The organism is Salinimicrobium flavum, assembly GCF_042684505.1.
GTDB classification, from domain to species: Bacteria; Bacteroidota; Bacteroidia; order Flavobacteriales; family Flavobacteriaceae; genus Salinimicrobium; species Salinimicrobium flavum.
The window spans coordinates 381,486-406,891 of sequence record NZ_JBHULT010000010.1; the positions used below are offsets into that span (position 1 = coordinate 381,486).

Here is a 25,406-nt window from a genome sequence, read left to right on the forward strand (position 1 = left end):
GTATCCTTAGAAAAGTCCTTAAAAGTTAACTCTTAATATGTAAAGCAGCAAAGGCTTTAATTAAAATTTAAAGATCACGAAAGAACCTGCGGGAATACCGTCATCGGGGTTCCATAAATTTTCGAATGTCCCCGGGCCTCCCCATTTTTTATCGGCGGAAGCAAATAAAATTTCAACCTGACTTGTTTCGGAAGGATTCCATGAGGTCACCTCATCTCCAAAATTAAAGAGGCCGAATAAGCTTCCCCCCTCTTCTTCTGAAGTTATCCGCAGCCACTTCTTTTCTTCGTTAAATTCAGTTTTAACCTGCGATGATGCAAACAAACGGAAAGCTCCTTCCTTCCGAAGCCGAAGCAACTCCCTATAGAATTCAAAAAGTGTGATTTTGGAGGTGTCTTTTTTATAATCCCAGTCTATTTTCGAACTTTTAAAGGTTTCTTCAGCCTGAGGATCTGTGTGGCCTCCTTCTTTCCCATGATGAAAATATTCAAATTCCTTTTTTCTCCCTTCCTGTACCGCTTTCACAAGGTCTTTATCCCCATGGCTTACAAAATATTGAAAAGGTCTCGTCTCCCCAAATTCCTCACCCATGAACAACATGGGAACATAAGGGGCCGTAAACAACATCCCGACGGCTAATTTTTGTTTTTCAAATGAGACCAGTTTTGACAGGCGTTCCCCAAGTAAACGGTTTCCAACCTGGTCGTGGTTCTGAATGCTTACCACAAATTGTGTTTTAGGTAAGCAAAGGGGACTATTCCCTACTGAACGTTTCCTGAAGGTAGAGTAGATCCCGTCATACACGAAAGCCTGTCTAAAGGTTTTTGCCAGATATTCCATTTTTCCAAAGTCCTTATAGTACCCGGCACCCTCCCCGGTTAAAATGGTATGCAGGGAGTGATGGAAATCATCAACCCACTGCCCTTCCAGGCCATAACCTCCATTTCTGTAGGCCCGTATAAGTCTTGTGTCATTCAGGTCGCTCTCGGCGATCAACATATACCTGCAGCCGGTCTTCTGTTCAAGTGCGTCTACCTCCTGGCTTAATTCTTTGAGAAAATGTTTTGCACCCCGGTCGATGATCTCATGAACAGCATCCAACCTGAGGCCATCAAACCTGTATTCCTCCAGCCACATCAAGGCATTCTGGATAAAGAAATTCCGGACCTCATCGGCATATTCATCATCAAAATTAAGGGCACTGCCCCAGGGAGTATGATATTTGTCTGTAAAATAAGGACCGAACTGAGAAAGGTAATTTCCCTCAGGTCCCAGGTGGTTGTACACCACATCTAGCAGGACAGAAAAACCTCTTTGGTGGCAGGTATCAATAAGTTCCTTTAAACCCTGTTCACCACCGTAACTGCCCTGGGGTGCATAGGGATAAACCCCGTCATAGCCCCAGTTGCGATCCCCGGGAAATTGCGAGACAGGCATAAGCTCCAGGGTATTGACTCCCAACTCCGCCAAATGGTTAAGTTTATTTATAATGGCAGTAAAAGTACCTTGAGGAGTAAAGGTGCCGACGTGAAGCTCATAAATGACCATTTCATCAATTGCACGGCCTTTCCACCCTGATGCTTCAAAGGTATAGGAGGAGTTTGGAATTTCTGACCAGGAATGGACACCTTCAGGTTGGGAACGTGAAGCCGGGTCTGGATACTCTTCTTCTTCATCAAGCCTAATCTTATAGAAGGTACCCTGGGAAAGATTATTGACTTCGGCTTCCCAATATCCGCGTTCATCTTTTTTCATGTCCACCACTTTCCTGCTATCCTTTAAGATGACCTGCACCTTTTCAGCAAAAGGGGACCACACCCTGAAACGGTATTTTCTTTCTCCCAAATATTCTGCACCTACTTTCTTTCCCATAGTGACATTGTCGCTTTCCCTTTAAAATCAAACACTTTCAAAGCTAAGAAGGAAAGGGCGTTTCAATGAATGTTTAATACTTTTTTAACTAAGGAAGTCTGGTTACTTCTCTAAATTTAAGTGTTTTAGATTACCATAAAACCTGACAGACCATTCGGTCCGGGTAAAATCAGAAAAGATTTATTAAAAAATAATTGTATGAAGTTGGAAGGTCATAAAAGAGTAAGTATTAGAAATGTAAAACCTGAAATAGATTGTGGAAAATATCCTGTCAAACGTATCATAGATGAAGAAGTAGAAGTACATGCCGATATATTTGGGGATGGACATGATAAGGTAGATGCTGTCCTGTTGTACAGGGAAAGAAAAAAGACCCGTGGCAGGGATAAAAAATGGCAGGAATTACCAATGGAATTCAAAGGCAATGATCACTGGACTGCTACCTTTAAAATTGATTCTACCGGAGATTATGAATATACCATAGAATCCTGGGTAGACCACTACACCACCTGGCAGGATGGCCTCAGGAAAAAAGCAGCTGCCCAGCAAAATCTTAGAACTGAACTTCTTATTGGGGCAGAACTCATGGAGGAAGCAGTTCCAAGGGCGTTGGCATCCAACAAAAAGAAACTGGAACACTGGATCAGCCTTTTGCGGGATGACGATAAGGAATCTCAGGCGATATCAGATGCTTTAAGTGATTCTGCCTCCCGGGTAATGTATGAGACACGAGACCGGGCTAAGGCTTTTCCATATGAAAAGATCCTGCCATTACGAGTGGAAAGAAAGAAAACCCTTTTCAGTGCCTGGTACGAATTTTTCCCTCGTTCTGCCTCACCCGAAAAAGGCAGGCACGGCACCTTCAAAGACTGTGAGAATGTGCTTCCTGAAGTTGCAGACATGGGCTTTGACGTCGTCTACTTCCCTCCTATCCATCCCATAGGGCGCAGTCACCGTAAAGGTCTTAATAATGCTGTTGATGCAGAAGAAGGTGATCCAGGTTCTCCCTGGGCTATCGGAGCCAAAGAAGGAGGGCATAAGGCCATTCATCCGGAACTTGGGAGTATGGAAGACTTCAAAAGTCTTGTAAAAAAGGCTAAAGCCCTCGACATTGAGATAGCGCTGGACTTTGCCATACAGTGTTCCCCAGACCATCCCTATGTAAAGGAACATCCGCAGTGGTTCAGATGGAGACCAGACGGGACCGTGCAATATGCTGAGAATCCGCCAAAAAAATATCAGGATGTACTTCCCGTGAACTTCGAGACCGAGGATTGGGAAAATCTCTGGAAGGAACTAAAAAGTATAGTTGAATTCTGGATAGACAAGGGAGTGACCATTTTTAGGGTAGATAATCCTCATACCAAGACCTTTAACTTCTGGGAGTGGATGATCAGGGAGATCAATGATAAGTATGACGGGATCATTTTTCTTGCTGAAGCCTTTACCCGTCCGCGGGTCATGGAAGAACTGGCAAAGATAGGTTTCAACCAGTCTTATACTTATTTTACCTGGAGGAACACCAAAGAAGAATTTACAGAATATCTCACGCAATTAACCAAAACTGAAGTCAGAGAATATTACCGCCCCAACTTCTGGCCCAATACTCCCGATATATTACCCATATCACTGGAGAATAAACATGATCCGTCATTTCTAATAAGACTCATCCTGGCGGGTACTATGTCCTCCAATTACGGGATCTACGGTCCTGTTTTCGAATTTGGATTGAATGAGGCATACCCCGGAAAAGAAGAATACATTCATTCTGAAAAGTACCAGATTTATCACTGGGACTGGTCCCGCAACACAAAGGTCAAGGAGGTGATTAGCATCCTCAACAGGATCAGGAAGGAAAATCCTGCCCTCCAAACCACCTGGAATATAGAATTTTGTGCGACAGATAATGATCAATTGATCGCGTACTCAAAAATAGACCAGGATCACGAGAACAAATTACTCATCGTCGTGAACCTTGATCCAAACCACAACCAGGCGGGCTGGGTACAAGTGCCCCTGGAGCTACTAAAAATTGAACCAGAGCATTCCTATTCGGTAACAGACCTACTTACCGGTGCCAGCTATATATGGCAGAATGAATGGAATTATATTGAGTTACATCCGCAGGCCATTCCTGCACACATTTTTAAAGTAGATACCAAAAATCAACCACGCTAAAAATCTAACCATGATCAAACCAATTTTTTCAGAAGATCAGGCAACATGGTATAAAGATGCCATTATATACGAACTCCACATAAAAGCTTTTTTTGACAGTAACGGCGACGGGATCGGAGATTTCGAAGGTCTGCTCCAAAAACTCGATTACCTGGAGGATTTAGGAATAACCGCCATATGGCTCCTGCCCTTCTATCCTTCTCCTTTGCGTGATGACGGCTATGACATCGCTGATTATTACAGCATCAACCCTTCGTACGGGGATCTGGATATGTTTAAACAACTCATTGAGGAGGCCCACAGCCGGGGGCTGAAGATTATTACAGAGCTGGTTATCAACCACACCTCAGATCAGCATCCCTGGTTTCAACGCGCCCGTCATGCCCCTGCCGGGTCTGATGAACGCAATTACTATGTGTGGAGTGATGACCCTAACAAATACAAAGACACCCGAATTATATTCACAGATACAGAACCGTCCAACTGGACCTGGGATCCCGTGGCGAAACAATACTTCTGGCACAGGTTTTTTTCACACCAGCCAGATCTGAATTTCGATAATCCGCAGGTCCAGAAAGAAGTGTTTGATGTCCTTGATTTCTGGTGTGAGCTGGGAGTAGATGGCTTTAGACTTGATGCCGTTCCTTACCTTTTTGAACGGGAAGGTACCAACTGTGAAAATTTACCGGAGACGCATGTTTTTCTGAAAAAACTGCGGGCTCATGTTGATGAAAAATTCGATAATAAACTATTGCTGGCAGAAGCGAACATGTGGCCCGAAGATTCTGCGGAATATTTCGGGGATGGTGATGAGTGCCATATGAACTACCACTTCCCAATAATGCCCCGAATGTTCATGTCGGTTAAAATGGAAGACAGATACCCGATAATGGATATTATCGACCAGACACCCGATATTCCCGAATCCTGCCAGTGGGCAATATTTCTTAGGAACCATGACGAACTTACTTTAGAAATGGTGACTGATGAGGAACGGGATTATATGTATAAGGTTTACACAAAAGATCCACAGGCAAAGATAAACGTTGGAATAAGGCACAGGCTCGCTCCACTTTTGGAAAACAACCGAAGCAAGATCGAGCTGATGAATGTGCTGCTTTTTTCACTTCCGGGAACCCCGGTGATCTATTATGGAGACGAGATTGGAATGGGGGATAATTTCTACCTGGGAGACCGGGACGGGGTACGAACCCCTATGCAGTGGTCTGCCGACAGAAATGCAGGATTCTCTACTGCCAACCCGCACAAGCTTTATTTACCGGTCATTATTGACCCTTCCTACAAATATGAATCTGTGAACGTAGAGACAGAGCAAATGAATTCATCATCATTGCTCTGGTGGATGAAACGCATCATTAGCATGCGGAAGAAGTTCAGGGCCTTCGGGCGTGGAGATATTAATTTCCTTTCCCCAAGTAATGCAAAGATAATTGCTTATACCCGAACTTACGAAGACGAAGATATTCTTATCCTGGGGAACCTTTCAAGATTTCCGCAGGCAGCAGAACTGGATCTGGAGGCTTATGACGGATACATTCCGGTCGAGGTTTTCAGCCACAACAAATTTCCCAGGATCACCGAGCAACCTTACCTTTTCACTATGGCACCACATGGATATTACTGGTTCCAGCTGAAAAAAGAGAAAGGATACACAGAAAAAACAGAAACCCCTGTAATTAAAATTAAGGAATGGGAACAACTCGTGGAAAACAAAGTTTTGGCACGTTTCGAAAACGAGGTGCTCCCCCCCTATTTGAACACCTGTCGTTGGTTTGGAGGAAAATCCAGGGTCATCCAGAATGTTACGGTGGTCAATAAAGTGCAAATTCCGGTCAAGGATGTCCCTTCTACACTAATTACCATAGAAGTGAATTATAACGACGGTCTTCCGGAGGTTTACCAGCTTCCGCTTGGCTTCATTAGTATGAAAGAAGAGGATGATTTCAGGGAAATCCCCTCAAAGGGTATCATTGCCAAACTGGAGATAGACGGACAGGATGGATATCTATTTGATGCCGTTTATAGTGAAAAGTTCAGGAACGTTCTATTCAGGAACATAAAGAAAGGAAGACGGTTAAAAAGCGGAAAGGGTCATTTGGTCTTTTACCATAGTGAAGACAGTATTGATGTACATTCCAAAGAGAGGGTACATTCGAAGATACTTAATGCAGACCAAAGCAACACTTCGCTGATTTTTGATAACAAATATTTTCTAAAATTATATCGGAAGCTGGACAATACTATTAATCCCGATATGGAGATCACACGGTATCTGACAGAAAAGACCGAATATAAAAATTCTCCAAGATTTGTTGGAGCCATAGAATATGAACCCGATGCCAGGAACCTTATTGTTCTGGGTATGATGCAGGATCTCATCCCAAACCAGGGAGATGCCTGGGATTATACCAAAGATTCCCTGAACAGGTTCTTTGAAAGAGTTCTTACCAGACCAAAAGACATTGAGATCGAATCAATTGATCATGATCTTACGCCGCTGAACTTCCAGGACCTTTCTGAACCCATGAAAGAATTGATGGGGGTGATCTTTCCTGAACGAATATCCCTGCTGGGGCAAAGAACCGCAGAAATGCACAAGGCACTTGCGGCACACCCCGAGACAAAGGATTTTGAACATGAACCTTTTTCCCTTCACTACCAACGCTCCTTGTTCTCCTCCTTACAATCACTAACCAGGAATGCTTTTCAGAACCTGCAGAAGAGTCTGAAGACCCTACCGGAGGAAATCCAGGCCGAGGCGAAGGAAGTTCTGAATATGAAAGGGGACGTGCTTAAAAGTTTTAAACGGGTCTATGACCATAAGATCCCTATCATGAAGATAAGGACCCACGGGGATTACCATCTGGGACAGGTGCTATGGACTGGGAAGGATTTCGTGATCATTGATTTCGAAGGGGAACCCGCCCGCTCATTCAGTGAAAGGAGGCTTAAAAGATCGCCGCTGCGTGATGTGGCAGGTATGGTACGTTCTTTCCATTATGCTTCTTACAGCAGTATCATTGAGCCTGAATTTGACCAGCAAAAAAAGGAAGGGGATCTTGATCAATGGGCTGAAACCTGGTATTACCTGGTTACCAGGATGTTCCTGCAAGGTTATTTCGACAATGTGGGGGATAACAACTTTATGCCTCCAGATAAGGAAGATTTTGAGATCCTCATGGAAACATTCCTTTTGGAAAAGGCGATCTATGAGATGAATTATGAACTGAATAATCGTCCTGACTGGGTACTGATCCCTCTTCGGGGCATTAAATCAATTATAAGAAAATATAAAAATGGCTAAGAAAAGAGAAAATAACGCGGATAAAGAGCAAAAGAAACCCATTAGCCCTAAAAAGGACAAAAAAACGGGTCAAACTGATACCACCCCTGAAAGATCTGGAGAGGTAAAAGGACCCATGGGCGTAGGAGAAAGAAAGAAACCAGAAGGCGGAGCCATTCCTAAAAAGGCGGCAAAAAATAATCCGCCATCAGAGAAGGACGTACCCGGTCAATCTCCGGGTAAAGGAAATATACGTACACAGGAAAATGTTTCAGGGGAGGGGAAAAATCTCCCGAAACCTAAGAAGGAACTGCCTGGAAAAAACACAAGAGGTAAAAAAAGCTCAACCTCCAGGGATAAAGCGGAAAAAGAAGGATCGATTTCAGATAAGCCTTTAAAATTCCATGAACCTTTAACCGATGAGGAACTTCCCCATGTATCAGCTCCTGCTACCAAAAAAACCGGAGGTTCCAGTGAGGAATCCAAAGTAAAGAAAACGAGGAAGGCAAGCGCAGATACTGGTAAGAAGGGCACTGGTAGTACGGAAAAAGCAGCTTCAGCAGGAAAAAAGGAGAAAATGTCTGAAAGTACTTCTGCTGCACTAAAAAAAGAACTTAAAGAGGGTGATCAGGAGAAAGAGAACGAAAAGAAGCAGCCTAAAAAGATGAGCCGCCAACGCATGGACCCTTCCATAAGTGCAGAGGAAAAAATGAAGCTGCCAAATACAACCCCTTCCGAAGATCTGAAAGAAACAGCCGAGACTACTGCCAGAGATATCGCAGATAAGGTTTTACCTGATGAGAAGACCAGGCAGGACCTGGAAAAAATGGCCAAAGACCTTATCCCAGATGCTGATAGAGTAAAGGAATCTGCAGAAAAAATTACCGAAAAACTAGCATCAGGACCTGAAAAAGCTAAAGAGCTTTTAAACAAAGTAATTCCTGATCCCGAAGAAGTTTCAGAAACAGTAAAAAAAGTAAAAAGAACAGCTAAAAAAGCAGCCAGGGGAAAAGAGGAACAAAAGTCCTCAAAAGATAAACCTGTGGAAGCCACCTTGCTTACAGATTATGATGTCCACCTTTTTAAGGAAGGAAAGCATTATCATCTCTACAAAAAACTGGGATCCCACCTCATGGAATATATGGGTACAGAAGGAGTGTTTTTTGCAGTATGGGCCCCCAATGCAGAAAAAGTGGCAGTAATGGGCGACTTTAACAACTGGAGCAAGGATACCAATGTCATGAAAGCCCGCTGGGACAATTCGGGTATCTGGGAAGTTTTTATTCCCAACGCTAAAAAAGGAAGCCTCTATAAATATTTTATAAGATCCAACAACGGGTATGAAGCCGAAAAAGGAGATCCATTCGCCTTTTCCTGGGAAACACCACCAAATACGGCTTCCATGGTTTGGGATCTTGAAAACACCTGGGATGATAAACTTTGGCTGGAAGAGAGAAGAAAAAAAGAAAAACAGCCTCAACCCTACTCGGTTTATGAAATACATTTGGGTTCCTGGCGAAGGGTTCCTGAAGATGGTTTCAGATCGCTGAGCTATCTTGAACTGGCAAAGGAACTGCCGGCTTATTTAAAAGAGATGGGCTTCACCCACGTGGAATTCATGCCGGTAATGGAGCACCCTTTCTTCGGGTCGTGGGGATACCAGATCACAGGATATTTTGCACCCTCGAGCAGATTTGGAACACCTCAGGAATTCATGCAGTTAATTGACAGCCTGCACCAGGCGGGAATAGGAGTTATCCTGGACTGGGTGCCATCCCACTTCCCTTCAGACATGCACGGGTTACACTATTTTGACGGGACCTTCCTTTACGAACATGCAGATCCTAAAAAAGGATTCCATCCCGACTGGCAAAGCTATATTTTCAATTACGGAAGGAATGAGATACGGTCTTTTCTGATAAGTAATGCTCTTTTTTGGCTGGATAAGTTCCATGTAGACGGGCTACGAGTAGATGCAGTCGCCTCTATGCTGTACCTTGATTATTCCCGTAATGAAGGGGAATGGGAGCCTAACGAATTTGGAGGAAGAGAGAACCTTGAAGCTATTTCTTTCCTGAAGGAATTCAACGAAGCTGTTTATAAAGAATTTCCTGATGCTATTACCATTGCTGAAGAATCTACGGCATGGCCAATGGTTTCCAAGCCTACTTACATAGGGGGACTTGGATTTGGACAAAAATGGATGATGGGCTGGATGCATGACACCCTGGAATATTTCAGCAAGGACCCGGTGCACAGAAGACATCATCAAAACACTATTACTTTCAGCTCTAATTATGCCTTCTCTGAAAATTTCATGTTACCCTTATCACATGATGAAGTAGTCTATGGGAAAGGTTCTATCCTGAATAAGATGCCAGGGGATACATGGAATAAATTTGCCAATATCAGGACCCTGTATGCTTACATGTACGCCCACCCCGGCACCAAATTACTGTTCATGGGAAGCGAATTTGGGCAAACCTCGGAATGGAACCACGATTCCAGCCTGGAATGGCATCTTACTAATGAAGATTCCCACAGGCAGGTACAGGAAACCCTTAAAGAACTGAACAGGATCTATAGTTCTGAACCGGCACTTTATGAAAAGGCATTTGATTCAGAAGGTTTTGAATGGGTGGATATCAATGATGAAGAAAACAGTATCATTAGTTTTCTCAGAAAAGGGAAAGATCCTAAAGAAAATATATTGATTATTTGTAACTTCACTCCGGTACCCCGCGAAAATTATAGGATAGGGGTTTCTGAGAAAGGTAGCTGGAAAGAAATTTTCAATAGTGATGATAAGAAATTCGGGGGTAGTGATGTAAAGAATTCAGAGGTCATTGATTCACAGCCATTACCTGCTCACCGCAAAGAAAATTCTTTGGCCCTCACTCTGCCACCCATGGCAGTGATCTATTTAAAAAGAACCAATTAGTAAATGAAAGAAGTAAAAGCATACGCGGCCCATGCTGCGGAAAAAGACCTGGAGCCTCACGCTATTAGCCGCAGGGAACCAGGACCCGAAGATGTCGAGATCGAAATTTTATATTGCGGGGTTTGTCATTCAGACATTCACACTGCCCGTAATGAATGGGGAGGTACAAGATATCCTGTGGTTCCCGGCCATGAAATAGTAGGCAAGATCACACGTACAGGTGAGGCTGTTACCCGTTTTAAGGAAGGGGAAACCGTAGGTGTAGGTTGTTTTGTTGACTCCTGCGGCCACTGTGAAAACTGTGAAGAAGATCAGGAACAATATTGCCTGAATGGAGTAACTGCCACTTATAATTCCCCGTCACGGGTCGAAAAAGAAATTCACACTTTTGGGGGGTACTCTACCCACATTGTTGTGAAGGAAGATTTTGTCTTAAAAATATCAGATAAATTGCCACTACATGCCGTCGCTCCCTTACTTTGCGCCGGGATCACTACCTATTCCCCTTTACGTTTTTGGAACGTAAAAAAAGGTGATAAGGTCGGAGTGGTAGGTTTAGGGGGCTTAGGCCACATGGCTGTAAAACTGGCTTCCTCTATGGGAGCAGAAGTTACCATGTTGAGCCGATCTCCTGAAAAAGAAAAGGACGCTGAAGATTTGGGTGCTGCTCATTTTGAACTTACTACCAGTGAGGAAAATGTAAAAAAACTTGCAGGTACTTTCAACCTCATCATCAATACTGTTTCTGCACAGCATGATTATAATCAATATATGAAAATGCTGAAAACGAATGGAGTGATGGTTTTACTTGGTATTCCACCTGAACCTTCTGCAGTACACGCCGGCCCCTTGATCACGAGCAGAAGAAGCCTGGTAGGTTCTCTGGTTGGCGGGATCAGGGAAACCCAGGAAATGCTTGATTACTGTGCAGAGCACGATATCGTGTCAGAAGTGGAAATGATCAACATTGATCAGGTTAACGAAGCCTATGAACGCACCCTTAATTCAGATGTTCGCTACAGGTTCGTTATCGATATGAAGTCACTAAAAGATAAAAATTAATTAACTTAAACCATAAAAATGATAAGAAAAGCTACTGCCGTTTGGCACGGAACCCTCAAAGAGGGTAAAGGAACACTTTCAACCCAGAGCAAGACCCTGGAAAATACTCCATATAACTTCAAAATGCGTTTTGAAGATGAAAAAGGAACAAATCCTGAAGAATTGGTTGGTGCAGCCCATGCCGGTTGTTTTACCATGCAACTCTCTGCCAACCTTGCTAAGAATGATTTTAATCCTGCAGAATTGGAAACTGAAAGCCAGATCACCTTTGAAAATGCTACTGTAAGTAAATCACACCTGATCCTCAAAGCAAAAGTTCCCGGGATTTCACAGGAAAAATTTGATGAACTGGTAAAAGACGCAAAGGAAAATTGTCCTATTTCAAAACTTTTGAAAGCTGAAATAACTATAGAAACAACCCTAAACGGGTAGTTCATGTGATTAAGTTGAAGGGGAGATTCCTGCATTGGAATTTCCCCTTTTTTTATAAACCTGTAATATTTATATTCTTTTCTTCTCTCCGAGGATCTTACTTATCTCCTCTTTTTGAAGGGTTTCTTTTTGTATGAGTTCATTTGCCAGTTGTTCCAACTGTTCCCGGTGCGAAGTGAGGATCTCACTGGTTTTCTCATAGGCCATATTGATCAGGGACTGTACTTCTTCATCAATTTTTTCCGCGGTTTTCTCACTATAGGGTTTATGAAGGGATTGGCTCATTTTTCCGGTAGAATCGTAGAAACTCAGGTTTTTAAGTTCTTTGCTAAAGCCATAGAACACGATCATATTATAGGCTTGTTTGGTCGCTTTTTCCAGATCATCTACCGCATTAGAGGAAACTTCTTCAAAAAAAAGGTCTTCAGCTGCGCGTCCTCCCAGCATGGTACAAAGAGCATCGAAGAACTCAGATCGTGTAATGATCTGGTGTTCTTCAGGCAAATACCATGCGGCTCCCAGGGAACGACCGCGGGGAATAATGGATACTTTCTGTACAGGCTGCGCATGTTTTAAAAACCACGAGGTGGTAACATGACCTGCTTCATGGTAGGCAACCCTTTTCTTCTCTTCACTGGTGATTATCTTGCTCCTCTTTTCCATTCCGCCAACCACCCTGTCAATAGCATTAAAAAAATCATCCCGGTTTATTTCTTCCTGTTCCTTATGGGCAGCGAGTAGAGCTGCTTCATTGCATATGTTCGCAATATCTGCACCTGAAAATCCCGGGGTTTGTGCCGCGAGCAAATCTGAATCCACATCAGCGCCCAGTTTAAGGGGTTTCATATGAACCTCAAAAATGGCCTTGCGTTCTGTGAGGTTGGGCAGCTCCAACTGGATGTGCCGGTCAAACCTACCGGGCCGCAATAGTGCAGGATCCAGAATGTCCCCCCGGTTGGTAGCCGCAAGTACGATCACACCGGTATTGGTTCCAAATCCATCCAATTCTGCCAGTAACTGGTTAAGGGTACTATCCCTTTCATCGCTTTCATGAAAGAAAGAGGTACCACCTCTCGCCCTTCCTATGGTATCAATTTCATCTATAAAGATGATACTAGGGGCCTTTGCCTTCGCTTTTTTAAAGAGATCACGCACCCTTGCAGCCCCCACTCCAACAAACATTTCAATGAATTCTGAACCTGAAAGGGAAAAGAAAGGGACTCCTGCTTCTCCCGCGACCGCTTTGGCCAATAAGGTTTTACCGGTTCCGGGAGGACCCAAAAGAAGGATACCTTTGGGGATCTTGGCCCCAAGGCGCTGGTATTTATCGGGTGCCTTTAAGAAATTGACCAACTCATAGATTTCTTCCTTTGCCTCTTCCAGTCCGGCCACATCTTTAAAAGTTATGGGGCTCTCCTCCCCTTTTTCCATTACCCTTGCCTTCGACTGACTAAACCTGGTCATGGAAGATTCTCCGGTCATGCGACTTGAAAACCGGCGAAGAATGAACATCCAGAACAGAATGAGTAACCCCAATGGCAGGATCCAGGATAAGATCTCCCCGCCCCAATTCTCTCTGCGGCTGTAGGTAACATTCACCTGCTCTGCCAGCTGGTTTTTTTCCTGTGCCTGCTGCAATTGTTCGTGGAAGACCTCTACAGAACCTATATTAAAGAAATAATCAGGACCGGCAGGGCTTGATTGTTCAAACAGGCTTTGAGTATCTTCAGCTGCAGGATCCTTTTCCTCCTGCTTTTTCAGATAAACCTCTACCCGAAGATTATTCACCACATCGAGCCGGGACACCCTTCCAGGGATCAATAATTCCTTTTCAAATTCATTCCAGGCGATCTCCGGCACCGGGGGCTGCCGGTTAAAGAACCAAAGCCATACAAATATCCCGAAAAAGATAATATACAACCACCCCAACCCTGGTTTTGTGCCGGGTGTTGAACTGGTTTGAGGATCTTTTTCCGGTGTCATGGGTTCTTGAATAAAGTGTCTTTATAAAGTTCAGATAAACTGGTCTAGTTTGGAATGACATTGGTCATTACTAATCGGGGAGGGCAAAAAATTCCCGGGAGTTCGTCGAAGGATTTTATTATAACAGAATAACTTAGGAATCTGCGATCCTCAACACTTTTGCTCCCTTTGTATTTCCTTCTTTAAGTTCTCTCAATGCAGCATTTGCTTCGTTCAAGGGAAATTCTGTAACCACTGGTTCTATGCCGGCTTCTGCAGCAAGGTGAAGGAATGCCCGCACGTCACCGGCTGTAACATTTGCAACAGATTTAATCTCCTTTTCCAGCCAAAGATGATCCGGGTAAGAAAGCTGCAGCAACTCCTCTTTGTCTTTTTCTTCCTTTCGAATGGCATTAATGACCAGCCTGCCTCCTTTTTCCAGGTTTCCAAGGGCCTCTACCACAGGTTTCCAGGCCGGGGTGGTATCAATGATGGCATGCAATTTTCCAGGAGGGGGAGCAGCAATATGTCCGGCCCAGGTTGCACCCAGATCCAGAGCGAATTCCTGTTCGCGGAGATTCCTTGAAAAGACGAAGATCTTTGATTCCGGATATTTGTGACGTACCAGCTTTAACACAAGGTGCGCGGAAGCACCAAAACCCATGAGGCCAAGATTCTGCCCGTTCTGCAAATTGGTAAGGCTAAGACTACGAAATCCTATGGCTCCTGCACAAAGCAAGGGAGCAGCGGCTGCATTTGAAAAGAATTCAGGGATGGGATGGACATATTTTTCGGGAGCTGTCATGAATTCGGCATACCCACCATGAACATCCCTGCCGGTCGCAAGAAAGGCATCACACAGGTTTTCTTTTCCGGTCTTACAGTACTCACATTTTCCGCAGGTAGAGAAGATCCAGGCTACTCCTACCCTGTCCCCTATTTTGACCTTACTAACTCCATGGCCCGTATCTACTATTCTCCCCACGGCCTGATGCCCCAAAATAATCGGGTAAAATGAAGGAGGTGTCCTGCCCTCTATTTCATCAAGTTCAGTATGGCAAACTCCGCACACATAAGTTTCTATAAGCACCTCCCCCTCCCCTGGCTCAGGCACGGGAACGTCTGCCAGCCTCAACGGACCTCCATGCGTTGTAAAAGACGAATTTCTATCGAGGACCATGGCTTTCATAAGCTTAAGTATTAAAAACCCGATAGAGGTGATTCCTCAGGAAATTCAGGATTTGGTTCTACGGGTACATCTGGAGGAAGCGGATTGGGCTCCTCGGGTGCAGGTTCCGGAAGTTTCTCCGGCGGTACAGTTGTAGGCGGTTCCTCTGGTGGTGTGATCGCCGGCTCTTTAGGTGGATCTGTAGGTTCCTGAAATCTGATTTTCATGATCTTTGGTTTTTAGAATAAAGTCCGATTAATTCCCCTTCAGCAATGATGTTCTTTTTCATGGCATTTTCCAGGACCTGTTTTTTGGCGCCTTCTTTTAGATTGAGACTTGTTTTCAAGGCATATACTTTAAAGAAGTAGCGGTGGGTACCCGAAGGCGGACAAGGTCCACCGTAGTCATGCCGTCCAAATGAATTTATCCCTTCATCCCCCGGCAGGGTATTTTCAGCGATCGTTTCTGAAGGAGGGATATTCCAAACCAGCCAGTGGTCCCAGATACCATTGGGCGCATCGGGATCTTCAACAATGATCACCAGGCTTTCTGCTTCAGGGGGAATTCCCGTGATCTTCAAAGGGGGATTAATATCTTCCCCATCACAGGTATATTTTTGGGGGATCATTTGTTCATGATCAAAAGCGGGACTTTCAACTGTTAATCTTGATACTGCCATAGTTTTTCTATTGATTACACATTATTATTTTCAGGCTCATTAGCCATGTTCAAGTTAAGAAGTTCAGCATATTTTTTTGAAAGGGCGAGAGATTTATGAGCTTTTTTGATCCACTTTTCATCCTCACGATATTGTGGTTCTTTTAAATGCCAAATCGCAAATTTTGTGCGAAGGGCGGCTTGCTTGCTCTTATAAAAATTCTTCAGGGAAACCGGGATGTAATCATTGGTGAGCTCTTCATATTTACCAAAAAATATCGCTCCGGTTTCCTCACTTCCCTGTAGTTCACATTCAACTGCCAGGAATGCCAGTTCCTGGGCACAGTCCTGGATACGAAGCTCTTTACTGAATTCAAGGCGATCAATGATCACGGGATCTTTTCTTAAGCAAATATGTTCGGGTTTAAGATCGCCATGGGCCTCGATGACCCTACCTTCCTTCAGCCTTTGGTCAAAGATCCCTGCTTTCGAGTTAAGGAATAGAAGTTGTCTTTTGTAGACCTTCCTGAGAAGGTCCTTTGGCAGTTCAAAGTCAGGATCCATCAACTCCCTATGGTTTATGGTGATCCTTTCTTCCAGCTTTTTCCGGTATTCTTTTGGATCCATATCTACGGCAGGAGCTTCTTTATAGAATAGTGCCAGTTTAACAGCGGCTTTTTCCAGTAATTCGGGATCGATTGTATCCATTGCAATAGCCCGGTCAAGCATAGAGTTTTCATCCAGACGTTGCATTTTGACCAGCCAGTCTATGGTAACCCCTTCTGCGTCAAAACATAGCTGGTCATTTTTCAACTTGAGGGCGACAACCCCGATATAAACATCCGGAGCCAGGCTTTTATTCAGCCGGACTTCCTCATTACAATTGAACTTTCGGGCATCAGGAGTAGTGAAATCTATCGTATTTACTTTTACCGGTTTCTTTAGCTTATAAACAAATAAGGGAGTAAGAAAAAGATAGGACATGTGCGTCTCTTTGGTCTCAATCCTGGCTGGATTTTCCGGGTAATTCTTCCGGTCCTCTAAAAAAGCTACCTTTCTGGAAGTACTTATGGTTTCAAGATTAATTTGCCCGTGCTGGTTCATGCCGAAAGATCAGTGTAGTGCATCTTAAATTTACGGCATTTTTTTACAGGCTAAAATGATAATTAACGGTAATTTGAGAATGCTTCCTTTTATTCTTCGGAAGATTTACTGCACGGGAGTACTTCAGAAAGGGCTTTAAAGATGGTATTTTTGATAGGGTTATTCATCAGGTTTCTTTTGGTGAATTTCTGGTTCACCTCTATTTCAATTCCGCAGTAATTCTGCCAAAACTTTTTCCGCAGAAAGGTGGTGAAACCATCGGCAGTGCCCCGGTAAGGGTAATTGAAACGCACCTGAAGGTCGGGATCCTGATCGCCGATCGCTTTTTTGAACGCCGTGCAAAACTCCTTTTCTCCTGCTCTTTTTGGATCATAAAGCAACCCGATATCAGCGTTGCGAACCTGCCCGGCAAGCACCGGCGTAAAGGTATGTACAGATAAATGGAGGACCTCTTCCTCGCCAGAAATGGTTTCCCTTATCTCTTCTTCGACAGAATCCCGGTAGGGGAAATAAAACTTTTCCAGCAGTTTAGCTTTTTCCGGTTCGGTAAGGTCCCGGCTAAATTCGGAGAACAACTGTGGGTGGTGTAAGGATCTATTGGGTTCTACCAAAAGCCTGCTCACAGTATGAAATTTGTCAAAAAATGCTATTTTCCGAAGTTCCTTGAACAGATCCAGGGCGCCGGGATCATAACCTCTGTGGGAATCCAGGATCTTTCGGGCTCCGGTGAAAAGGTGGCGGTATTCTTTAGGAACCCCGTTACCTGCGTGTTCACATGTAAGGATGAGTCTCAAAATTTATTTTTTAAAGATTCTCCAAGATTACGATGAGGGTTTTGCATCGAACAATCTGTTTTCCTGCAGGCACCTCCCCAAGTCCTTGTATACTTCCAGTATTTTTTCTTCGGAAGGATTTTCTCCCAAGGCTGTTAATATTCTTGTGGAAAGACTTCCTTGTTCAAGAATGGTTTCAATAATACTTCTGTGCGTTTCAGAAATAGTATCACGCACCAGGAAGTATAATTTCTTCCAAATCTCCCCAACAGTTGCCGAAGGTGAAATATCAAAAACAGCAAGGAAAGCTTCATTGGTTACCACTGTATCTTCAGCATCTTTAATCACTTCATCAAAGATCTCGAAAAGGTCATTTTCATGCCATTTCTTCTGATCTTCCAGCGCGATAAGCTCCTCACTGACCAGTAATTTCAGAACCCCGATGATAAAGACAGCAATTGCGACATCTGCAGCAGGACATTCCTGAATATCGATCACCCTGATCTCAATAGCGTTCCTGTCAAACCTGGCAATCGCACCGCGGGAGTTCAGGAAATGGTGATCCAGGATATTCCCGGCATCATGGGGCCGTATTGCTTTGTTAATAGGTTCAAAGATCCCGTCAAAATACTCTTTTCTGCTGAAAAGTTGTTCGGGGATGACCTTACCGGTCATTTGTGGTATTTCCTTTTGATTGGTCTTGTAAACATGCATCCTGGCATCTTTATACCCGGTAAATTTACCTTCGAAGACCGGAGAGCTGGCACTAAGCCCGGGTATAATAGGCAGAAGTAGTCGCACTGCCGCATGCAGACGTTCAAATTCAGTGTCATCATAGAAAGGCAGGTTGATGTGCATGCTCTGCACATTGCTCCAGCCATGACCCCTGCAGTCAAAAATACGGTTGTAAAGCTCGTATATCCTGCTGTAGTTGTGTTGCCACAGCTTCATTTCGGTTTCGGGATGCATTAAGGGATGTGCTGCAGTGGGAAGCAACTGAGTACCGAGATCTGCAAGAAGCTTGTTCATCTCCTTTACATTTTCAGCGAATAAATCCCCCAGCTGGTCAAGATCTGCAGTGGGACCGTTGGTCTTCATTTCCACTACATGCGCCACCAGCTCATTGCTCCACTCGATCTCCCCGTTCTCAACATCTGATACAAGGGAACCGTGCTTTTTTATCATTAATTGATCTACAATGGGATTGACCTTAAGATCTGCCTTGTGCACCAACATGTACTCCAGCTCTATACCGTAAACTTCAAAAAGGTGGTAGCTCATTCCAATTTCTTTTCCAAACGATTCTTTAGGGCAGTGAGGATCTCAATGTACACCTTATCTCCATAAAAACCGTCTTCCACCCCAAAATCAATGTTGGGATTGTCATTGATCTCAATGACCAATGGTTTCCCGTTCACCTCCTTAATATCTATTCCATACAGACCTTTTCCCATTATCTTCGCCGACCGTAACGCAACATCCATTATTTCTGCAGGCACTTCCTCAATAGGTAAAGAATCTGCATTTCCATCACGGTCATCTTTTTTCCTGGCATCCCAGTTATAGATCTGCCAGTGGTCTTTGGCCATATAGTATTTAGAAACAAAAAATGGTTTGTCGTCTAAAATGCCAATTCTCCAGTCATAATCTGATGGGGAGAATTCCTGCGCGATCACCAGCTCAGATTTCTTTAGCATGGCACTCACCAACTCTTCATACTCTTCCTGAGTTTCAGCTTTCTTTACACCAAAAGAAAAGGTAGAATCGGGCGATTTCAATACCAGGGGCAATCCGGTTTTTTTGATCACCATATTCTTGTTATCCTTATGTACAATAATAGTTTTGGGCGTTGGGATTCCCGCATTTTCAAGTGCTTCAGCCATAAAAACCTTGTTGCAACACTTCAGGATAGCATCGGGATAGTCAATTATGGCGATATCCTCCTGCTGAGCCTTACGTGCAAAAGCATAAGCCTCATTATTCACTTCGGTGCTCTGGCGAATGAAAAGCGCATCGAAGGAAGATAAGCGTGACAGGTCGGCCGGAGAAACAAATTCAACATAGAAATTCATTTTTTCAGCCAGCTCAGCGAACTTTTTCAAGGCTTTCTGATTACTTGGCGGTGCCGGGTCATTTTGTTGTACCAGGATGGCCAAATCGTATTCATAACTGGTATTACGGGGGGTATCATATCTTTTTTTAGCAAAATACTGAAGTGCAAAGTCACGCATAAGCTCTTTGTGCTCTTCAGGGATCTCGGCTTCAGAAAGGGCTTTTATGGACTTGATATGCCATTTGTTGGTATACTGAAATCGTACCCTCAAAAAAGGGATCTGAAAGTGCCTGTAGAACATGGCACTTAGTTCTTTATATTTTTGAGCCACGTTCTGTCCAAAATAAATGCTCAGGGTAAACTCAGGAGACTTAATGACTTTCAGGCTTTTCTGAATTAGGTCATCAAATTCATCTGAAACGATCTTTACCAGTTTAGGTTCCCTGAGGTCTACCAGGTTCATAACCGTAGGAATAGCAAGATGGCCCCGGGCTTCAGCTAAAAGGGAAACATAATATCCTTTAGACTGGTAGGAGTAATCTTTGCATAAATTAAATATCCTTGCTTTCTTGAGTTGGGAAAACTTAGGATTGGTTAAATAATCCCGGGCAGAAATTATCTCAAGATTCTCCAGCGGCAACATCCAGGCTTCGGGTTTATTTACTACTAAATATTTATTCATCGGGCATTAGAAATTTGATCAAATTTAGATGAAATTTCCTTCGGTTGGTTAAAATTATATATCATATAAAATTACTTTTTGATAGATCCCTTAAATGCTTTATAAGCCTTGCAGCCTACTTTTAATTTATTAAAAATCAAACACTTAAAACAGGTTAAAATACTTCTTTAAATGAAATTTATTGATTAATTTCTTGAACCTAAAAATTTTAAAATTAGTTGGAACAGCTTTGGAAAACTTAATTTTCCGTAGAAGAAGAAACATAAAAATAATAAATTATGGGAAGTAATCTGCATTTCGAGAAGTTTGCAAAAGATGCACATGAGTACCTCAATTACCTGGCAAAAGAACTTGGGCATCCAGACGAAAAAGAAAGGGTGTTGACGATCTGGAGAGCAGTGATGCATACGGTAAGAGACCGTATTCACATGGGCGAATCTTTTCAGTTGATAGCTCCCCTACCTATGATCTTCAAGGGGATCTATGTAGAGGATTGGAAATTCTCTGAAAAACCTCCTAAAACTTTTAGCAGCCTGGAGGAAATGAAAAATGAGGTGAAGAAAGTACAACGTCAATATGGGGAAGAAGATTTTCCCTGGAACAAATCAACCGAGGAGATCATTGCCATCACCATACATTCCCTTAAGAGATTTATGCACGAAAGCCAGTTACTGCATTTAAAAGACCAGATGCCAAAGGACTTAAAAGACCTTGTGAAATAAATTGAGTATGAGCTATTTGCATTTAATCTAACACCTGGGTGAAAAATTTTCATAATTTTAAGGGCATGTTATAAACTTCTGTTAATCATTTATTAGATTTTTTGAAGTTGGCAAATATCTTATACTTTTGATATCATCAACCATCAGATAAATTATTAAATATCTGATAAGTAAATTTTCGAAATCGATGATCAGGTAATTTTTACTGGGGGGCAAAAATTACATTTGAATCATTGAAATTGAGAGAAAGAGAACGCCAGTTTAGCTTGCCGGGGAAGTAATATTTTCCGTATACAGTTACATAAGGGTTTAAATTCTCAAATAAGCAGGTACCACAAAGTACCTGCTTATTTTGTTGTACAAAAAAAGGAGGGCGGAGTTTCAGCCAAAACTCCGCCCCTTGAAGGATATAGATCTTGCTCTATTAGATCAGCCCCGAAATATTTCCTTCATTATCTATATTAATATTCTCTGATGCAGGATGCGAAGGTAATCCCGGCATACGCATCATGTCTCCGGTTATAGGAACTAAAAATCCTGCTCCTGCAGCTATTTCTATTTCCCGCACATTTAAGGTAAAACCTGTAGGTCGTCCCAACAGGGATGGATCATCTGAAAAAGATTTTTGGGTTTTCGCTATACATACAGGAAGGTTGTCAAGTCCCAGATTTGAGATGTTCTTAAGGTCCCGTTTTGCTTTGGGTCCAAATTCTACCCTTTCTGCCCCGTAAATATTAATTGCTATAGTCTCTATTTTCGATATCACATCCATATCCCAGTCATATAAAGGAGTAAATTCCCCTAAACTTTGTTCCACTACTTCCACAACCTTTTCAGCAAGGTCAATGGCTCCTTCCCCTCCTTTTGCCCAACCATCGGCTACGGCAACCTTGACCTGCATTTTTTCAGCAAGCTTCTTGATCACTTCGATCTCTTCGTCGCTATCACTTGTAAATTTGTTGATGGCGATCACAGGGGTGATGTTGTATAACCTTGCGTTCTCAAGGTGTTTTTCCAGGTTTGGCAAACCTCTTTTCAGAGCTTCTACGTCTGGAGTAGTAAGCGTGTTGAGCGCGGCACCTCCATGGTATTTCAAAGCCCTGATGGTTGTGGTCAAAACGATCGCTTTGGGAGAAAGCCCTGCACTCTGGCATTTGATATCCAGAAATTTTTCAGCTCCCAGGTCAGATCCAAAACCTGCTTCGGTCACCGTATAATCAGAAAGACTCATTCCCATCCTGGTGGCGATCACCGAGTTGGTTCCCTGTGCGATATTGGCAAAGGGCCCTAAATGGATTATGGCAGGATTCCCTTCAATGGTTTGGACCAGGTTTGGTTTTATGGCTTCTTTAAGTAAAGCAGTCATAGCACCTTCGGCCTTCAGGTCACGGGCAAAGATTGGCTTTCTGTCAAAGGTGTAGCCAATGAAAATATTTCCGAGGCGTTTTTTAAGATCCTCGAGATCTTCAGCAAGGCAAAGTATGGCCATTATTTCTGAAGCAGCAGTGATATCAAAACCACTTTCCCTAGGGATCCCAGACCCTGTACCTCCAAGTCCTATTACAATATTCCGAAGAGCCCTGTCATTTACATCCATTACCCTCTTCAGGGAAATAGTACGTGCATCGAGGCCGAGATTATTGGTTTTGCTTTGCAGATTGTTATCTACCAATGCTGCAAGCAGGTTATGAGCTTTTTCAATAGCAGAGAAATCTCCGGTGAAATGAAGGTTGATATCTTCCATGGGCAACACCTGGGAGAATCCACCACCGGTCGCCCCTCCTTTAATTCCGAAGACCGGGCCCAAAGAGGGCTCTCTCAGAACCACTGTGGTTTTCTTTCCTATGCGGTTAAGAGCCTCAGAAAGGCCAATAGATACAGTAGTTTTTCCTTCGCCTGCAGGGGTTGGGGAGATCGCTGAAACCAATATAAGATTGCTTTGTTTTACCTTTTCCTTGTCTATTCTGTTGAGAGGCAGCTTAGCCTTGTACTTTCCGTACATTTCAATTTCTTCGGAATCAAGGCCTAATTTTTCGGCTATTTTTACAATATGTAGAAGTTCTACTTCCTGGGCAATTTCAAGATCAGTTAGAGGTTTGGTATTTTTCATATTACTTCGATTTTCCCCACATATACTATTGTGGATTAGCTTTCGGATTTCGGACTCAAAATAAGTGAATAATAAGCTAAAAAAGCATGACGACAGTCAGGAATACCGGAAAAATTGGTAAAGTGAAAAATATTACATGATAGTTTTAAATGACTGATAATTAACTTATTAATTCCTTATATTTATGATCATAATCATGATCTATTTTGTCTGCCCTTCCTAGATTAGTGTCTACTTCCCCCGCAACTCCCCCGTTTTTATAAACTCTTAATTCTTTTTATTATGAAACATTATTTACTTCGCGGTGGTTTAATTTTCCTTTTACTTAGTTTGACCTCAATTATTCCTTGTACAGGACAGGTGGAACTCGATCCCTTATCACAACCTAAGTTTGTGAATGCCTTACCTTTTCCGGAAACACTTTCCGGCACCTATCATGTCATGACGTTATCTGAATTCAGGCAGGGGCTTGGCGTTTATGACCCTTCTACCCTATCTGACCCGGAACCTACAGAATTTGAGCCACTGGTATGGGGTTATAACGGCAGTTACCCGGGGCCAACTATTGAAGCCTTCAGTGATACGCAGATCCAGGTGAAATGGATCAATGATCTTCCCAAAGGAAATGTTCTTGAAAACCACCTTTTCAGGATTGATCCCTCCATTCATTGGGCCGGTAAGATCATGGGAGAAGAAGGGCACAAAGTTAAAGAACTAAGCGGCATCCCTACTATTACCCACTTGCATGGAGGACATTCTGAAGCTGCAAGTGACGGCCATCCTGAAGCCTGGTACACCCCGGGGTTTATGGAAACGGGACCACAATTTTATGAAAATAATGGTCTTTTTACCTATCATAATGATCAGGAGGCGGCTACGCTTTGGTACCATGACCACACTTTAGGGATCACCCGGTTAAATGTGTATGCAGGACTGGCAGGATTCTATATTCTCAGGGATACCTGGGAAAAAAACCTTGGCCTTCCTTCAGACAATTATGAGATCCCTTTGGTAATTCAGGATCGCAGATTCTATGATAATGGGGAGCTTTATTATCCTTATGAGCAGGAATATCTCGAAGATCCCCTTGAACATCACTTACCTGACAGTGAGGTTACTGTGCTGCCTGAAATGTTTGGGGATTTTATTCTCGTAAATGGGAAGGCCTGGCCTTACGTGGAGGTAGAACCTCGCAAATACAGGTTAAGATTACTGAATGGATCAGATTCCCGCTTTTACGACCTGTTTCTTCCGGGAGTCGATTTCTATCAGATTGGCTCAGACGGCGGTTTGTTGGATGCACCAATATTGAGAGACCGACTTCTAATAGGGCCGGGCGAAAGGCTTGATGTGATCGTTGATTTTTCAGATCCTGCAATTGATGGACAAACCCTTATCCTTAAAAACAATGCTCGGTCTCCTTTTCCATATGGAGAAACCGCCAACCCACGCACCAGCGGTCAGATTATGGCCTTTAAAGTAGTTCTGGAAATGGAAGAAGGTGAGGTTGATAACAGTATAATACCCCAATCCTTACGCCCTGCGGAATTTGAAGTGGGGGAAGCAATAAACACCCGTCAACTGGTACTTTTCGAAGGGACAGATGAATATGGCAGGTTAAAACCTATGTTAGGGACCGCCGAGGAAGGACGACTTGAATTTACCGAACCGGTGACCGAAACACCGGAATTACACACCGTGGAGGAATGGGAGATCTATAATACTACTGCAGATGCCCATCCCATACACCTGCACCTGGTTCATTTCCAGGTGATCAACACCCAGAAGTTCAATACCAGGAAATTTGTGGAAGGTGACCCCTCCTCTATTCAGCTCCTTGGGCAACCCAAACCTCCTTCAGAAGAAAATGCGGGAAGAAAGGATACTTTTATCGTCTTACCGGGAGAAGTGACGCGTGTAAAGGCCCTGTTCGACAGGGAAGGCCTGTATGTTTGGCACTGCCACATTCTTTCACACGAAGATTTCGATATGATGAGACCCTTTGAAGTCATCAAGAAAACCGAAGAAATTGCCGGCGTAGACAATACCATTTTTATTAATGATCTTTCCGCAGAACCTCTTGAAAAACTGGAGATCGCTCCAAATCCGGTACGGGATGTCACCAGGATCAGATTCAGTTTCAGGAATAACTCAGAAGTGCTGATCCAGATCCATGATTTTTCAGGAAAAGTGGTTGCCACTCCATTTAGCGGAGCCATAACTGCGAACCGTGACTATGAGGTTTTATTTGACAGGGCAGGACTCCCTGCCTCTACCTATATATGTAAGATAAGCACCAATGACGGCAGGTCATATGAAAAATTGATCATAGCTCAATAACTTTATTCAGACCTTGAAAACAAAGCGGTTGTCGAAAAGACAGGCC

17 protein-coding genes are annotated in these 25,406 nt (G+C 43.3%); 7 read left to right on the forward strand and 10 right to left on the reverse strand.

From position 1 onward, the window contains the following. Positions 1–60: 60 nt before the first annotated feature. Complete coding sequence (gene treZ, locus ACFSTG_RS12520; protein WP_380753356.1) at positions 61–1,872, reverse strand: malto-oligosyltrehalose trehalohydrolase; 1,812 nt, start codon at positions 1,870–1,872, stop codon at positions 61–63. 198 nt (positions 1,873–2,070) lie between these two features. Here treZ and ACFSTG_RS12525 point away from each other — a divergent pair, with 198 nt between their 5' ends. Genes ACFSTG_RS12525 through ACFSTG_RS12545 form a run of 5 tightly spaced genes read left to right on the forward strand, consistent with a single transcriptional unit; the run spans position 2,071 to position 11,789 of the window. After that, on the forward strand, positions 2,071–4,050 hold the full coding sequence (locus ACFSTG_RS12525) for an alpha-1,4-glucan--maltose-1-phosphate maltosyltransferase (RefSeq protein ID WP_380753359.1): 1,980 nt from the start codon (positions 2,071–2,073) through the stop codon (positions 4,048–4,050). A 10-nt stretch (positions 4,051–4,060) separates the two neighbouring features. Then, positions 4,061–7,375, forward strand: a complete 3,315-nt coding sequence (gene treS / locus ACFSTG_RS12530; RefSeq protein WP_380753361.1) for a maltose alpha-D-glucosyltransferase — start codon at positions 4,061–4,063, stop codon at positions 7,373–7,375. After that, positions 7,368–10,295, forward strand: coding sequence for a 1,4-alpha-glucan branching protein GlgB (gene glgB / locus ACFSTG_RS12535; protein WP_380753363.1), 2,928 nt, complete (start codon positions 7,368–7,370; stop codon positions 10,293–10,295). Before treS ends, glgB begins: the two co-directional genes overlap by 8 nt. 3 nt (positions 10,296–10,298) lie before the next feature. After that, positions 10,299–11,357: an NAD(P)-dependent alcohol dehydrogenase gene (locus ACFSTG_RS12540; RefSeq protein ID WP_380753366.1), complete on the forward strand. Its 1,059-nt coding sequence runs from the start codon at positions 10,299–10,301 to the stop codon at positions 11,355–11,357. A gap of 18 nt (positions 11,358–11,375) precedes the next feature. Beyond that, positions 11,376–11,789 (forward strand): OsmC family protein, encoded by a 414-nt coding sequence (locus ACFSTG_RS12545; RefSeq protein ID WP_380753369.1) that lies wholly within the window; start codon positions 11,376–11,378, stop codon positions 11,787–11,789. Between the two features lie 69 nt (positions 11,790–11,858). Here the strand turns inward: ACFSTG_RS12545 and ftsH are convergent, their stop codons facing one another. From ftsH to ACFSTG_RS12585, 8 genes are all read right to left on the reverse strand, one after another. Then, the gene (gene ftsH, locus ACFSTG_RS12550; protein WP_380753373.1) at positions 11,859–13,772 is read right to left on the reverse strand and encodes an ATP-dependent zinc metalloprotease FtsH; all 1,914 of its coding nucleotides are present in this window, start codon (positions 13,770–13,772) and stop codon (positions 11,859–11,861) included. A 133-nt stretch (positions 13,773–13,905) separates the two neighbouring features. Then, positions 13,906–14,940: a zinc-dependent alcohol dehydrogenase family protein gene (locus ACFSTG_RS12555; RefSeq protein WP_380753377.1), complete on the reverse strand. Its 1,035-nt coding sequence runs from the start codon at positions 14,938–14,940 to the stop codon at positions 13,906–13,908. 11 nt (positions 14,941–14,951) lie between these two features. Beyond that, positions 14,952–15,146 carry a hypothetical protein gene (locus ACFSTG_RS12560; protein ID WP_380753380.1) on the reverse strand — a complete coding sequence of 65 codons (195 nt, stop codon included), beginning with the start codon at positions 15,144–15,146 and terminating at the stop codon, positions 14,952–14,954. Then, complete coding sequence (locus ACFSTG_RS12565; protein ID WP_380753384.1) at positions 15,143–15,598, reverse strand: YbhB/YbcL family Raf kinase inhibitor-like protein; 456 nt, start codon at positions 15,596–15,598, stop codon at positions 15,143–15,145. Before ACFSTG_RS12565 ends, ACFSTG_RS12560 begins: the two co-directional genes overlap by 4 nt. A gap of 14 nt (positions 15,599–15,612) precedes the next feature. Further along, positions 15,613–16,680, reverse strand: a complete 1,068-nt coding sequence (locus ACFSTG_RS12570; protein WP_380753387.1) for a hypothetical protein — start codon at positions 16,678–16,680, stop codon at positions 15,613–15,615. A gap of 89 nt (positions 16,681–16,769) precedes the next feature. After that, entirely contained in the window at positions 16,770–17,474 is a 705-nt protein-coding gene (locus ACFSTG_RS12575) for an N-formylglutamate amidohydrolase (protein ID WP_380753390.1), read from the reverse strand. Positions 17,475–17,501: 27 nt separating this feature from the next. Continuing rightward, positions 17,502–18,734: a carboxylate-amine ligase gene (locus ACFSTG_RS12580; RefSeq protein ID WP_380753393.1), complete on the reverse strand. Its 1,233-nt coding sequence runs from the start codon at positions 18,732–18,734 to the stop codon at positions 17,502–17,504. Beyond that, positions 18,731–20,188, reverse strand: a complete 1,458-nt coding sequence (locus tag ACFSTG_RS12585; protein ID WP_380753396.1) for a RimK family protein — start codon at positions 20,186–20,188, stop codon at positions 18,731–18,733. The genes ACFSTG_RS12580 and ACFSTG_RS12585 overlap by 4 nt, the downstream gene beginning before the upstream one ends. A 278-nt stretch (positions 20,189–20,466) precedes the next feature. Between ACFSTG_RS12585 and ACFSTG_RS12590 the strand changes: the two genes are divergently transcribed. Next, complete coding sequence (locus ACFSTG_RS12590) at positions 20,467–20,910, forward strand: DUF2267 domain-containing protein (protein WP_380753399.1); 444 nt, start codon at positions 20,467–20,469, stop codon at positions 20,908–20,910. A gap of 424 nt (positions 20,911–21,334) precedes the next feature. Here ACFSTG_RS12590 and ACFSTG_RS12595 read toward each other — a convergent pair whose 3' ends face one another. After that, positions 21,335–23,020, reverse strand: coding sequence for a formate--tetrahydrofolate ligase (locus ACFSTG_RS12595; protein WP_380753402.1), 1,686 nt, complete (start codon positions 23,018–23,020; stop codon positions 21,335–21,337). Between the two features lie 282 nt (positions 23,021–23,302). On the opposite strand from ACFSTG_RS12595, the gene ACFSTG_RS12600 reads away from it, so the two are divergent. After that, a complete protein-coding gene (locus tag ACFSTG_RS12600) occupies positions 23,303–25,360 on the forward strand; it encodes a multicopper oxidase domain-containing protein (protein WP_380753405.1) in 2,058 nt (685 codons plus the stop codon). Positions 25,361–25,406 lie beyond the last annotated feature (46 nt).

Excerpts from the sequence above, each read along its gene's own strand:
- treZ (WP_380753356.1), bottom strand. The coding sequence starts at position 1,872 with ATGGGAAAGAAAGTAGGTGCAGAATATTTGGGAGAAAGAAAATACCGT.
- ACFSTG_RS12525 (WP_380753359.1), top strand. The coding sequence starts at position 2,071 with ATGAAGTTGGAAGGTCATAAAAGAGTAAGTATTAGAAATGTAAAACCT.
- treS (WP_380753361.1), top strand. The coding sequence starts at position 4,061 with ATGATCAAACCAATTTTTTCAGAAGATCAGGCAACATGGTATAAAGAT.
- glgB (WP_380753363.1), top strand. The coding sequence starts at position 7,368 with ATGGCTAAGAAAAGAGAAAATAACGCGGATAAAGAGCAAAAGAAACCC.
- ACFSTG_RS12540 (WP_380753366.1), top strand. The coding sequence starts at position 10,299 with ATGAAAGAAGTAAAAGCATACGCGGCCCATGCTGCGGAAAAAGACCTG.
- ACFSTG_RS12545 (WP_380753369.1), top strand. The coding sequence starts at position 11,376 with ATGATAAGAAAAGCTACTGCCGTTTGGCACGGAACCCTCAAAGAGGGT.
- ftsH (WP_380753373.1), bottom strand. The coding sequence starts at position 13,772 with ATGACACCGGAAAAAGATCCTCAAACCAGTTCAACACCCGGCACAAAA.
- ACFSTG_RS12555 (WP_380753377.1), bottom strand. The coding sequence starts at position 14,940 with ATGAAAGCCATGGTCCTCGATAGAAATTCGTCTTTTACAACGCATGGA.
- ACFSTG_RS12560 (WP_380753380.1), bottom strand. The coding sequence starts at position 15,146 with ATGAAAATCAGATTTCAGGAACCTACAGATCCACCTAAAGAGCCGGCG.
- ACFSTG_RS12565 (WP_380753384.1), bottom strand. The coding sequence starts at position 15,598 with ATGGCAGTATCAAGATTAACAGTTGAAAGTCCCGCTTTTGATCATGAA.
- ACFSTG_RS12570 (WP_380753387.1), bottom strand. The coding sequence starts at position 16,680 with ATGAACCAGCACGGGCAAATTAATCTTGAAACCATAAGTACTTCCAGA.
- ACFSTG_RS12580 (WP_380753393.1), bottom strand. The coding sequence starts at position 18,734 with ATGAGCTACCACCTTTTTGAAGTTTACGGTATAGAGCTGGAGTACATG.
- ACFSTG_RS12585 (WP_380753396.1), bottom strand. The coding sequence starts at position 20,188 with ATGAATAAATATTTAGTAGTAAATAAACCCGAAGCCTGGATGTTGCCG.
- ACFSTG_RS12590 (WP_380753399.1), top strand. The coding sequence starts at position 20,467 with ATGGGAAGTAATCTGCATTTCGAGAAGTTTGCAAAAGATGCACATGAG.
- ACFSTG_RS12595 (WP_380753402.1), bottom strand. The coding sequence starts at position 23,020 with ATGAAAAATACCAAACCTCTAACTGATCTTGAAATTGCCCAGGAAGTA.
- ACFSTG_RS12600 (WP_380753405.1), top strand. The coding sequence starts at position 23,303 with ATGAAACATTATTTACTTCGCGGTGGTTTAATTTTCCTTTTACTTAGT.